Source organism: Nonlabens sp. MB-3u-79, from assembly GCF_002831625.1.
Classification (GTDB): domain Bacteria; phylum Bacteroidota; class Bacteroidia; order Flavobacteriales; family Flavobacteriaceae; genus Nonlabens.
Genome location: NZ_CP025116.1, coordinates 2,642,530 through 2,655,187, shown reverse-complemented (window position 1 = coordinate 2,655,187; position 12,658 = coordinate 2,642,530). Strand labels below are relative to the sequence as shown.

11 protein-coding genes are annotated in these 12,658 nt (G+C 32.5%); all 11 read right to left on the bottom strand.

Annotation, left to right across the window (positions count from 1 at the left end):
• Positions 1-83 precede the first annotated feature (83 nt).
• Positions 84-290: a GDCCVxC domain-containing (seleno)protein gene (locus CW736_RS14290; RefSeq protein WP_101014301.1), complete on the bottom strand. Its 207-nt coding sequence runs from the start codon at positions 288-290 to the stop codon at positions 84-86.
• On the bottom strand, positions 290-889 hold the full coding sequence (merTP, locus tag CW736_RS11790; protein WP_101014298.1) for a mercuric transport protein MerTP: 600 nt from the start codon (positions 887-889) through the stop codon (positions 290-292). Before merTP ends, CW736_RS14290 begins: the two co-directional genes overlap by 1 nt.
• Before the next feature lie 149 nt (positions 890-1,038).
• Entirely contained in the window at positions 1,039-1,911 is an 873-nt protein-coding gene (locus tag CW736_RS11785; RefSeq protein ID WP_101014296.1) for an alpha/beta fold hydrolase, read from the bottom strand.
• Positions 1,912-2,165: 254 nt separating this feature from the next.
• Positions 2,166-3,461, bottom strand: coding sequence for a DUF418 domain-containing protein (locus tag CW736_RS11780; protein ID WP_101014294.1), 1,296 nt, complete (start codon positions 3,459-3,461; stop codon positions 2,166-2,168).
• Between the two features lie 248 nt (positions 3,462-3,709).
• Positions 3,710-4,441, bottom strand: a complete 732-nt coding sequence (locus tag CW736_RS11775) for a DUF6090 family protein (protein WP_157810952.1) — start codon at positions 4,439-4,441, stop codon at positions 3,710-3,712.
• Between the two features lie 677 nt (positions 4,442-5,118).
• Complete coding sequence (locus tag CW736_RS11770) at positions 5,119-5,691, bottom strand: hypothetical protein (RefSeq protein ID WP_101014289.1); 573 nt, start codon at positions 5,689-5,691, stop codon at positions 5,119-5,121.
• Between the two features lie 181 nt (positions 5,692-5,872).
• The gene (locus tag CW736_RS11765; protein WP_101014287.1) at positions 5,873-7,264 is read right to left on the bottom strand and encodes a serine hydrolase domain-containing protein; all 1,392 of its coding nucleotides are present in this window, start codon (positions 7,262-7,264) and stop codon (positions 5,873-5,875) included.
• A 181-nt stretch (positions 7,265-7,445) separates the two neighbouring features.
• Positions 7,446-8,387 (bottom strand): prolyl oligopeptidase family serine peptidase, encoded by a 942-nt coding sequence (locus CW736_RS11760; RefSeq protein ID WP_101014285.1) that lies wholly within the window; start codon positions 8,385-8,387, stop codon positions 7,446-7,448.
• Between the two features lie 155 nt (positions 8,388-8,542).
• The gene (locus CW736_RS11755) at positions 8,543-9,211 is read right to left on the bottom strand and encodes a DUF6090 family protein (RefSeq protein ID WP_198519322.1); all 669 of its coding nucleotides are present in this window, start codon (positions 9,209-9,211) and stop codon (positions 8,543-8,545) included.
• Positions 9,212-9,353: 142 nt separating this feature from the next.
• A complete protein-coding gene (locus CW736_RS11750; RefSeq protein ID WP_101014280.1) occupies positions 9,354-9,767 on the bottom strand; it encodes a response regulator in 414 nt (137 codons plus the stop codon).
• Positions 9,768-9,775: 8 nt separating this feature from the next.
• Positions 9,776-12,640, bottom strand: a complete 2,865-nt coding sequence (locus CW736_RS11745; protein WP_101014278.1) for a PAS domain S-box protein — start codon at positions 12,638-12,640, stop codon at positions 9,776-9,778.
• Between the last annotated feature and the right edge of the window lie 18 nt (positions 12,641-12,658).

The following is a 12,658-nucleotide window of genomic DNA, read 5'->3' as shown; positions in this document are numbered from 1 at the left end:
CACAGATAAAATATTCCGAAGGAATGTTTAGAAGTCGGCAGTGACCAAGCAATTAATCACACATGTTGTTGGCAACTAGTTATTTAACAACAACTTTTATTCTCTTGAATTGGTGGACAAGCTACAGTTCCATAAGAACAATAAACGCAACAATCTCCTTCTTTTGGTTTCAGACCTGTTTTGCAATTCTCACATTCGTAAAAAAATTGACAAGCGTTTGTTGGCATTTCCTCTACTTTTTTATGTCCACAGTTTGGACAAGTAATTTCTGATTTTAATTGAACTTCCATTAGTTTTCTTCCTTGTCGGTTACCTTATAACCTGTAGAGTTAATTGCTTTTTCAATTTGCGCCTCATTGGTTTTAGTTCTGTCAAATTCAATGATTGCGTTTCCATTTTCGTATGACGCTTTTGAGTTTACAATTCCGTTGAGTTTATTTACTTCGTGATTAACGTGTTCTTCGCAACTCGCACAGGTCATTCCACTAATTTTAAATTCTGTTGTAAATAGGTCTGATTTTTCAACTACCATTATTTGTTTCTCTGTTTTTGGGTAGAAAATTCCCGAATAGTATGGAAAAGCTAACATAAGAATTGCAAACCCGGTTACAATTCCTAAAAACTTTTTTGATTGAATAAATTTCGGTCTTTCATCGGTCTCACATTCGCAGTCAATTTCTTTCTTAGGTTTTAGTTTTTGATACCAAGCAAATCCAAGAACTAAAATTGTTAGTCCTATCAAATAAGGTCTAAATGGCTCAATCCAAGAGAATATTGAAGCAATTCCGCTTGTACCTACTATAATTGCTAAAACTGGTGTAATACAACATAAAGAAGCCGTAATTGCAGTCAGTAAACTAGTGCTTATTAATTTGTTTTCAGTTTTCATTTTTCAGCTTGTTTCAACGTGTTTTTGTATGATTAGTGGCGTGTTCAAGTAACTAATTATAGCAAATAAAAAACGAATAGAAAATACGAGAGGATTTATGTAAGTAAGCTAGAACTAGCAATTAATTTTATAAGGTGTTGCCTGTAGTTTTATTTGTTATTTAATATTATTTCTTTTGTTGTTGGTCTTTTAAATGGATTACTCAAAAACCTGTTGGCCATTTGATTCAGAAGTTTATGTTCACTTCTTATCATAAAATGTGTTGCACCTGGCATTATAAATAATTGTGCTTTTGGAATATTCTGATATATTTCAAGAATATGCTCAAGTTTAATAATATCTTGATCTCCAGCTATGATTAAAACAGGAGATTCAATGTTAAAAAGTTCCTTATTAGTAATATTAGGATACTTATCCATTAAATTATATAACGCTTTATTTCTAATAGTTTTCTTTGAGTTATCTCCTTGTTTTATCTTTAATTCTATCTCATTCAGGTCTCTCTTAGTCATAGAAATAGCCCATTGATGAACTGCGGAATTATCAGGTCTCAAATTAGGGGCGATTGATACAAGTTTTTTGACTTTCGATGGGTATTTAATTGCTAGTTGTAAACCAATAATTCCACCATCACTTTGACCAATAATGTAGACTGAATCTAATTTTAGATGATCTATAAACGAATTATAATCTTCAGTGATTAACTTAAATGTTAATTCTTCATTTCCGTTTTCTGATTTCCCTTGAAATCTACTATCTGCAATTATAACATAATAATCATTTTTAAAATACTCTATTTGGCATCGACCGCTTTTAACTGAGCCTCCGTTTCCGTGGATTATTAATAATGGTTGTTTAGTTGAATCCCCGTAAGTTTCATAATACATTTTGATTCCATTAACTTGGGCATATTTTCCTGTAGAAGGATTATTCCCGTAGTCAATTGTAGTATCACATTCAGATTGTCCAAAACCAAATCCACAAATAAATATAAAGACTAAAGTAATTATATGTGCTTTCATATTTTTTTTTAATTAATGACAGCGGTCTTTTGTCTGATTAGTGGCGTGTTTTAAGCACCTAATTTAGCAAATAAAAACCGAATAGAAAATCCGAGAGGATTTATGTAAGTAAGCTAGAACTAGCAATTAATTTTATATATTGTTAGCGCTGCGTTATTCTAATTTTCTATAGCATATTGTGCTACTTTTATTTGATATATACTATTAGTTTAATAAAGACCGCTCTATTAAAAAGAATTAGATGTTGCTTAACTCTACTTCTTGAAAGGATGCTTTTTTAAATAACTTAAGTTTCTCCACATCCATTCCAATGGTCCATATTGATAATACTTTAACCAAATTGGGCTTAGAAATAATTGGAAAATCCATATCCCAAATACGATGTATAATAATTCAAAACGTTGGAATGTTCCAAACAGCCCAAATCCTGCACCCGTGAAAATAAACATGGCAAAAACTGAATGCATTATGTAATTGGTTAGTGCCATTTTACCTACAGCAGCAAGACTGCTTTTTAACCATTTCAAAACAGGCAATTTACAGAACAGCATGATGGCACCAACGTGACCAATGGCAACAGGGACTCTTCCTAAATCGTATGTAATATATGACTTAGAAAAGTTTAAGGGCGAAAAGTTACTTTCCATGATTGATTGAATCTCATAATAATTTACACTAAGACCAATCAAATAACCCAACAAAGTGATTATACCATAGAATTTATACGATTTTTCAGCTGAAAGAACTTTCCATTTAAAAAGAGCAATACCTAATAACATCATGCTAAGAACATCCCATAATTGGAATCTGTAAGGATTCATTGTATCGGTTCGCTGATTTTCAGGAGCAAGAAAAGCTACCACATCTAAATATCCTTTTCGCATATTAGCATTGTATTCAGCGATGCCTTCTGGAGATCTTTTCCATTCCCGCTTTTCCCATTTCATATCAACTCCTTGAAGTTCTTTTGATACTGTTGTACCTTCTAATTTATAGTTTTTTACAAGTTCTAGGTCTTCGACGAATTTTATATCATTTTTATAATCTGCATAACTCCATAGCGCGCCAATTGAAAAGAGTAATAATGCTACAAGTGTTAATTTAATAGGAGGCAACTTTCTAAATGAAAACACTATAAAACCCATTAGAGCATAATCATATAAAATGTCACCTGTCCAAAGCAATAAATACCCGTGTATTAATCCGAAAACCAGTAACCAAAGAAGTCTTCTAAAATAAATGTTTGCAGCATTTATTCCTGCTTTTTTTTTCTCAAGCCTATCTAGAAATATAAACATACCTACTCCAAATAATAGCGAAAAAAGGGCTCGCATAGTACCTGAAAAAAATAATTCTGTAGTAATCCAAGTAGTAAGGTTCCATCCAGTAGCACCGCCTGAAACAGTTGGATCTCCATAAGATCCGGCTAGCCCCATACCATTAATATTCATTAAAAGAATTCCAAGTAATACAATGCCTCTCATAATGTCAAGAGATTGTATTCGGTCAGAAGGCTTTAAAGGAGAGAATGATTTCTTTATTGTAGTCATATTTGTTAAGTTGGTTAATTATTTTAAGGTTCGTTCATGGTAATGACCACTAACGGTTTGCTTAAGTATAATTACGTTATTAAGCGTCAAACCTACACAAAATGGAACGAACCAGATGGGAATCCGTAGGATTTTCCGAGTAGGCAAGAACAGAGCAATTATTTTTACACGTTGTTAGCCTTTCGTTATTTACTTGTATAAGATTCTATTTTAGTTCTTATACTTCGTCTAAGTGTTCTCGCAGATTATTAATTTTCAAGGTCTTCTAATAGTTTTAACACTAGTTCGGTTTGAAGTAAGACGTCTCTGCTTAGTTCTAAATACCTCTCTATTGTATATCGTTCCTGACCAAAATATGCCATTAAATCCTTCGGTAGTTCATTAGTTTCTATACCATTCCATAAAATTTGGTTAATTGAGTTAAATGGAGTATCTGCGGGATATTTAAGGAAGTAGTTTGACATAAATCTGAAAAAATAATCCCGATTACCTAATGAAACTTGATTTTCAAATACCTGGAGTCTATTTAGTTCCATTATGGATTCTCGAAACTGTTTATCTAACAAATCTATGTTTCCACTAGAGATTAGTAAATTAAAGCTATTGGTATTGTACGTATTAATAACTCTTAATCCTTTCCCAAATTTGTTTTTGAATAGTGAAATGAACTCTTCTGGTTTTGTAACAGAGGTGCTTAATGAATCGGGATAAATATGCATTAAAACTTTGAGTCTTTTTTTGTTTTGGTAAATTCTATCACTTAATTGTACGGTGTCTTTTCGATAATCATTTTTTAATGATACCAAGTACTCATTTTTAAGGTTTTGTTTCTTTCGTGTTTCATTCCAATTGTTCAATTGTAATGCTATAATTATTCCTATTACAACTAATAAAATTTCTCCAATAGCGTATTTTAAATACTTTTCAGTTTTTCCTTCTGTAAGTAGGTTCTGTCTAGTTTTTCTAAAGAATTTTATCATTGGTAATAATTGGTAATAATTGGTTTTAATGAAGGCTAACTGTGATGTATATTTCACGTAGCGCGCAAAATAGCAATTACTTTTCGGTTAAGCTAAAGCCAGTTTTTTAATTTTATTATTGCCTTTTTTTTCAAAAAGCCACATTATAAAAATTGGCGGACTTGAAAATATGTTTAAACTTTTATTAAGCAACTCATTAGCTATGAACTATACACGTCTCAAGTTTGATTCTCTTTAAATTTAGATACAAACTAGAAAAAGAAAAAGAGAGCATTTAGGTTTTGGTATACAGTGAAGCCTAGACTTCGACAGTATTGATAATCTGCTCTATTTCACTACTCTTAGGTTCGTTCAGCTCTGTAGTATGGTAAGATCTCGTTTTTAAGTTGTGGAAACGCCAGTAGCTAGTTCTTTTATAAATCAATATTTATGAATAAGTATACAGAAACTTTAGGAGTGGACATCAGTAAAGAGGTCTTTGATGCAGGGGGTAAGTTGAACAGGTCGGCATCAGTACAAAAATGAGGTGTCTGGTTTTCTCGCTTTCGCGAAAGCAATATTAAAAAAAGGCTCCAGAAACAAATGAATGAATCTAAGAGCCTAGAATATTAGGGTCTCAAATTAATGAAGAAAAGAGTTGTTTTACACCTCCGTCCTTTGGTGTAATCAGTTATTTATTATCCTTTTCCATACCCTAGGAAGTTCACTATTAATTGATCTGTCATGAAAATTAAAACGATTATAGCTGCAACTATCAAATATTTGTAGATTTTTTCTTTGGAGGATGTCTTAGGCGATTTCTTGTTTTTTATGAGGTCATTAAAAACAGCGACCATTTTTTCTTTGTTGATAACAAGGATTGCAAAGAGCATGAATAAGTATATAGTTGCTCCTGCCAATGCACCGTATTCGTCCAGGAAAAAAATATCGAATACAATTACATTTACCATAATTGGAATTAAAATAAGGGTTCCTATTAGTTTGGTTTTATTAGAAAGCAATAAAACTGCTCCAAGGATTTCGGCAAGAGCTATGACAAGTATATATCCAAAAGATCGCCCCATGAAAACCCAAGCCAAATCAAAGTCTGAAACTTGTCCTATTGGCATAAGTTCCAAACCATCGGGCATTCTTGCAGCAGTATAAAACTGTCCTCCTATAACCTTTCCCACTCCATAGGCGGTTAGAAAAAAGAATACATAAAGGCGGCAAGTAATTTCAAGTATTTCTTTAAAATTAAATCTCTTCATTATGATTATATTTAATTGATTATAAGGTTTTTGTATATGGTTTGTTGCGTGCTTTAAGCACCTAATGTATTAAATACAAACCGAATAGAAAATCCGAGAGGATTTTCGTAAGCCTGTCCTGAGCTTGTCGAAGGCTAGGCGAGTGCTTGCCATTTAATATACAAGGTGTTGTGTGCAGGCTTTATTTTACGGATTTTAATATATAGTTCGGTATCATTTCATTTGGCGGCGTGCTTTTACCGTACAATTGATAGGAATTATAGTTACCACCAGTAAATACTGTAATCATATCGAGTTCAGGCAAAATATTGATTTTTTGTCCTCCGTTTCCCGAAGCTAAATACGAGTTATATGTTTGTCCGTCAACTACAAAATATTTATGTTCCCAAAGATAGCCGTAATCTCCTTTGTCCATATTAAATGTCTTATCAATCCAACTTTTTGATATTATTTGATTGCCTTTCCACTTACCGCCATCTTTAAATAATTTTGCTAATTTAATCAAGTCTCTTGGTGTAAAATACATTTGACTGAAAGTATTCAAACTAGCCTGATTTGGTTCAAAAGTCCATTCATAATTCAATATTCCCAAGGGTTCAAATAAATTCTCTTTAGCAAAATCCTCAATTTTCTTGTCTGTTGCTATTTCAACTAAACTTCCTAAAGTCAAAGCACAACCTGTACAATAAGATGATGATACACCAGGTTCTCCAATCATTTGTAAATCCAGCGTGTATTTTACCCAATCCTTACTTTGCATCATTGATTGTTCATTTCCTTTGCTTTCTGGATTATTGTTTTCACAATCTATTCCGTGTCGATACGTTAAGAAATTTTCGATTGTAATTTCCTTTTTTCTTTTGTCCAAATTGGCAATTTCTGCATATCTCGAATTTAAATAGGGCAATAGTTTATCTTTTTCACTTTTTATAAATCCTTGGTCAACCGTTATTCCAAGAATTCCACCAATGAAAGGTTTGGTGGCAGACCTTAATTGATGTGGTGTTGTTTCATCGTAACCATAAAAATATTCTTCAAGCACCAATTTGTTATTCTTGTAAATCAATATACTGTGAACATCGGGAAAATTTCCTTTTATGGTTTCTTTTACCATATTGATTATTGGTTCAGGATTATTGAATTCTTCTTTTAAAAGTCCTGTTTTCAATCCATCAGAAGTTTCTTTTGGTTTTTGGTATACGTAGTTGTCTGGGTTTTGGAAAAGTTCTTTTCTTGGGAACATTTCCATTTCTTCAATATCAGAAGATATTAGTTTAAATTTTTGTCCGTCAGTTTTATAACCAATAATTTGATTCGATTTGTCACGTTCAAAAACGACAGGAATGTTTGCGATATTCACAAAACTGTCTAAAGCGATATGTTTTAAAGGATATTTTGCATTATCTACTACAGCATAAAGCGTTGTGTCAAGTTCAGAGGCAATAATGTCCAGCGTAGTTTTATTTACATATTCATAATTCCCTTCATATTTCGCAAGTTTGTCGAGTTCCGATTTTTCTTTCGGTGATGTACATCCAATTATCAGGGGAATTAGAAATAATATTTTCTTCATTTGAATTCTGTTTTTGGATAAGCAGGAATTTTTTACCGCTTGCACATAACCTGTTGGTGTATGATTTCGTTGCGTATTTCAGCAACTAATTTAGGAAATACAAACCGAATAGAAAATCCGCGAGGATTTTTTGAGAAAGCGAGGGCTAGCCATTAATTATACACGGTGTTATCTCACGTTATTATTTACTTAAATGCCTATCAAACCAAGCCAATGCCTCATCAACTCCTTTTGATGCTTGCTTAAGTGTTGGTGAATGATTTGTTTTTTCGAATTCAATAAAATTAGAGAGTACTCCTTCTTCCTGAAGTTTAGAATACATTAATTCACCTTGAACAAATGGCACTAGTGCATCTGTATTGCCATGCATTATTAAGGTGGGTGGATCGTTTTTTGAGGCGTAATTAACTGGTGAAAATTCTTGATACTGTTCTGTAGACAGTTTCAAAAAATCGAATTTCCCCCATGTTTTTGGATTATTTAAAACCATTTTATCCAAATCGCTAGGTGCTGCGAAAACTGCAATTGCAGCCACATCAGCATGATTCTTTTCCCAATCCAATTTGGCATCAAACAAAGGTACTTCAGGAGACAGACCTATAAGTAATGATAAATGACCACTGGCACTACCACCCCATAATCCTAAACGGGTTTTATCAACTCCATAATCTGAGGAATTATGCTTGATAAATCGAACGGCTCTTCTAACGTGTGATACTATTTCAGACATTTCAAATTTCCGTCGACTTCCATGTCGTACTTCAAAAACAGTATATCCATTTAACACTAATTTTTTTGGACTTAAAATATGATACGTTTCTGATTTGGTCATTTCTTCATCTGTTGCAAATCTATATGTACCGTTATCCTGTATTTTGAATGTGTCATAAGGTGATTCCCAACCACCACTATTTGTTAAAATCACACCAGCACCATTTGGTTTTGATGGGGTATAAACATCAAAAGTCATTGCCATACCAAATTCGTGGCCATATACGACATCTTTGATTAATTTAAAATCGGGAATTGAGTATTTATCAACTGTAGCTTGCTTTGATTTATTACTATCACAACCTACAGCAGTAAATAGTATGAGTATGCTTATAATAAGTTTATGCTTCATGGATTTGGATATTATGTTAGATAACGTGTTTGTGTTTGGTTTGTTGAGTGTTTTAAGCCTTAAAGTTAGTGAATAAAACACAGGTAGAACGTCCGCGGCGACTTTCGTAAGTAAGCTAGAACTAGCAATTAATTTTATACGGTGTTGTGCTTTCGTTAATCATTAAGTCTTTGTTCTACTAATTTCAGAACCTTTAAAATTTCGCTTTTGGTTCGATCACCTTTCTTCACATAAGTTGAATTCTCCAAAAACACAATTGTAATCAAATTCACAAAATCACTATCTTCAATTACATCTTTGCTGTTTAGTTTTAATGTTAAAGTGTTGAAAAATTTCCCTTGGCTCGATGAAACCTCGTTAAGTTTTTTATCGTATAATTCCCCATTGTAAATTAATCTATAGTAATAACGTTCGTATAGATTTGTAATTGCTATTCTTAAAGAACTTGGATTTAGAGAAGCTATTTTACCCGATGACACTGATGTTGTGTATGAACCAGTGTTAGGAAAATAGGTGTAATTAGCTGATGTATTAATTTTGGCAAAAAGTTGTTCGATTTTCTCAAAATCTTTTATTGATAGCAATTGGTCTTTTAATTCATTGACTGTGCTTAATTTTTCTTTTTGAAGTTTTAATATTTGATCTAATTGTATTAAATCGTTTTTGAGATCGTTTTTGAGATTATTTAAAAAAACAATCTGTTCTCGCTCATTTTTGTTTGTTTCATTCCAATTATTAATTGATATTGCAATCAAAATACCAATAACCACAAGAACAATTTCTCCAATAGCATATTTAAAGTACGTTCCAGTTTTGTTTTCCATAAGTAAGTTTTGTCTAATTTTTCTAAAGAATTTTATCATTGGTTAGTGGTTTGTCATAATGAAGCACAACTTGTTCTTGTCTGGTTAGTTGCTTTGGCTAGGTCGGAGTAATTAATCCTAACATATTAAGAAAATCTTTTCTCTATTGTTTATTGAAAGAGGAGTTAATAATATTAAAATGTACCTCTTCGTCTAGTGGCTTCGATAAAAAGGCTGCAATGTTTGGGTCTTTTTGTACCCTTTCTTGGTCTTCATGGTTTGTGCTTGAAGAAAGGATGAAAATTTTTGTTTTCTTTGCAAACTCGGGAAACTTTTGTAAATAAGTTTCAAAGAACTCCCATCCATCCATTACTGGCATATTCAAATCTAAAAGTATTACTTCGGGCAAATTATCCATGGGGATATCTCCTTTTTCTATATTTTCAAAGTATGATAATGCTTCCTCACCATTGGTTGCCTCTACTATGTTGTCGCAGAAACTTGAAGATTCTAATACCATTTTATTCAAATACATTGTTATTAAATCATCTTCAATTACTAAAACTGTTTTTATCATTTTATGGTTTATTTAAAAGTTATTGTAAAATGGGTGCCTATATTCACTTCACTATTCACTTCTATTTGGCCTCCCAAAGCATTTATTTGAGATTTAATAAGGAACAATCCTATCCCTTTACTGTCGGCATTGTTATGGAACCGTTGGTGAAAACCAAATATCTTGTGTTTTACGCGAGACATATCCATCCCTATCCCATTGTCTGAAAAAGTAAGTTTGGTTCTGCCAATTGCATCTTTTGTGGTTTTTATCTTAACAATGGGATTCCTTTCTGGATGGCGGTATTTTATTGAATTCGTAATTAGATTTAAAAAAATACTTTCTAGATAAACCTTTGTAAAGTGTACGGTAGGCATATCAGAAAAATCAGTCTCAATTATTGCCTTGCTATCTCTCAATGTTTCGGAAATGGATTCTTTTACCTTATTCATTATTTCTACAACAGACAATTCCTCTAATTTAAGGTCTGTATTTTCTTTTACGATGAGTACATTGATAAGGTCATTTAATGTTTCATTCAATTGATAGGTAGATGTTTTGAAGGCCTCTATCAGTTTTAATATTGATGGATCTTCTATTTTCTCTCTGCTTATTAATTTACAAATCAAAACTAGGTTAGTTAAGGGTGCCCTCAGGTTATGGGTAGTTATATAGCTAAACTGCTTCAGCTCTCGGTTGTTTTCGAGCAGTTCCTTTATCATTCTTTCCTTCTCTATGGTAGCTTCAATTTGTTTTGTCACATCCCTTTCTATAGCAATCCAATGGGTATACCATCCTTTTTCATTTGCTACTGGAGCTACACTAAAGTTATTCCAAAACTTCTCGCCATTTTTCCTCGAGTTCGAAACTGTTATTTCACATGGCTCCCATTTGTTCAATGCAGTTCGTAATTTGTCTAATTCTTTTCTATCGGTATCTTCATTTTGCAATAATCTAGGCGTTAGACCAATTACTTCTTCAGAGGTATAACCTGTCATTTTTTCAAATGCTGGGTTCACAAAAATCATTCTTGGTCCTGGTAAATCATTTGGTTCTGCCTCTGTTATCAAAATACTATCTTTTGTATGGACAATAACAGATTCTAACAATTTAAGATGCTGTATACTCTGTTTTTCTGCAGTTACATCCCAATTAACTCCAATCATGCGTTTTGGCTTACCATCTACCCTTTCAACAATTCCAGTAGCTCTTATATAATGGATAGATGAATCACTCCATACAATCCTAAATTCGGTATTGTATTCTTTCTTGTTTGTAATTGCTAACTGAATCTCATTATCTATTTCTGTTCGATCTTCTTCATGCAATCTTGCTATCCATTCTTCTTTAATTAATTTAAATTTATTTGCGGCTATTCCATATAATTTACACATCCCTTCATCCCACACAAGCGTATCACTTTCTAAATCCCAATCCCAAATTCCTAATTGTGCACTTTTTGTAGCCAAAAGCAAACAATCAGTTTGGCGTTGCAACAATTCATTCATAGAATAAATTTCAGTTTCTGCTTTCTTTTTTTCGGTGATGTCATTTATATAACAAAAGTTCACCTCGTATTTATTGTATTTAATCAGGTTGCTGCTTACTTCCACATCCAACAGAACACCATCCTTTCTCTCAAAATGACAGTCGAATACTACAGTTCCCTTTTCTTTTATTTCATCCCATTGTGAAATGCAAGCTAATTCGTCCATGGTTACAACATTTAGCAGATTCATTTTGCTAAATTCTTCTTTGGTGTAACCCAATATATTGAGTAAAGCATCGTTAAAACTATAAAATTCACCGTTTTGCAAATGCAACATAATAGGCGTAGATGACTCTTTAAATGCAAAGTCCATCAGCTTTAAATCTTCTGCGCGTTTTTCCTTTTCTTCATTTTGAAAGGCAAGTTCTTTATTTGCAATTTTTAATTCATCTGCACGTTTTTTCTTTTCTGTAATGTCTAGCACATAGCTACAGTTCAATTGTAAGTCGCCATATTTTACATAGTTAGCCGTAATAATTACGTCTATAAGGGTACCATCCTTCTTTTTTTGTTGAGTTTCTATGGTTATTTTTTTCTTTGCTTTCAATTTAGCCCATTCACTTGCCCACTTTTTTTCGTCATAATTTTTATCTAAATCATAAATTTTTAACGTATGCAGTTCTTCGCTTGTATAACCCAACTTTTCTGCGGCAATGTCGTTAAAATCATAGATGCTCGCATCTTCCAAAACGTAATAAATAGGTGTAGAAGCATTTCTAAAAGTATATTCAATTAATTCATTTTGATCTTCGGCAGTTCTTTTTGCTATGAGCAACTCTTTTTCATAAGATTTGCGTTGACTTACGTCAAAAACCGTGGAATAATTTATCTGCACTTTCCCATTTTCATCTCTTATTTGTTTGGTGTTGATTAAGATAGGCAGACGAGTTTTATCTTTCTTAACCATTTCAAAACTGATTTCTTGAACAAAACCTTGCATCTGTAACAAAGGAGAATAATGTGTTTCAAAGTACATTTTACCACCCACACTCAACAAACTCTGCCAAGTAACTTTCCCAATAATGTCTTCTTTTGCATAACCAAGCCAACCTAATAAAGTAGTATTGATTTTGTTAATAATTCCATTACTGTCCGTTGAAAAATAACCACAAGGAAAATGATTATAAAATATGTCTGATTCTAATTCTTTTAATACTAATTGTTTGCTATAAAATTCTTCTTTTTCTTGACTTAGTTTTGCTGCTTTTGCAGCAACAATGTGATTAAAAAGCTCAGCTAAGTTATTTAAATCTTCTTCCTCCTCTGATTTTATCAGTTCAAATTTGACTAAGTCAGCTGCTGTAAAATCATCTTCTGTAAAATTGAAACCTGTTATTTCTGTCATTATAGTGTCGTTTTAGTA

Excerpts from the sequence above, each read along its gene's own strand:
- CW736_RS14290 (WP_101014301.1), bottom strand. The coding sequence starts at position 290 with ATGGAAGTTCAATTAAAATCAGAAATTACTTGTCCAAACTGTGGACAT.
- merTP (WP_101014298.1), bottom strand. The coding sequence starts at position 889 with ATGAAAACTGAAAACAAATTAATAAGCACTAGTTTACTGACTGCAATT.
- CW736_RS11785 (WP_101014296.1), bottom strand. The coding sequence starts at position 1,911 with ATGAAAGCACATATAATTACTTTAGTCTTTATATTTATTTGTGGATTT.
- CW736_RS11780 (WP_101014294.1), bottom strand. The coding sequence starts at position 3,461 with ATGACTACAATAAAGAAATCATTCTCTCCTTTAAAGCCTTCTGACCGA.
- CW736_RS11775 (WP_157810952.1), bottom strand. The coding sequence starts at position 4,441 with ATGATAAAATTCTTTAGAAAAACTAGACAGAACCTACTTACAGAAGGA.
- CW736_RS11770 (WP_101014289.1), bottom strand. The coding sequence starts at position 5,691 with ATGAAGAGATTTAATTTTAAAGAAATACTTGAAATTACTTGCCGCCTT.
- CW736_RS11765 (WP_101014287.1), bottom strand. The coding sequence starts at position 7,264 with ATGAAGAAAATATTATTTCTAATTCCCCTGATAATTGGATGTACATCA.
- CW736_RS11760 (WP_101014285.1), bottom strand. The coding sequence starts at position 8,387 with ATGAAGCATAAACTTATTATAAGCATACTCATACTATTTACTGCTGTA.
- CW736_RS11755 (WP_198519322.1), bottom strand. The coding sequence starts at position 9,211 with ATGGAAAACAAAACTGGAACGTACTTTAAATATGCTATTGGAGAAATT.
- CW736_RS11750 (WP_101014280.1), bottom strand. The coding sequence starts at position 9,767 with ATGATAAAAACAGTTTTAGTAATTGAAGATGATTTAATAACAATGTAT.
- CW736_RS11745 (WP_101014278.1), bottom strand. The coding sequence starts at position 12,640 with ATGACAGAAATAACAGGTTTCAATTTTACAGAAGATGATTTTACAGCA.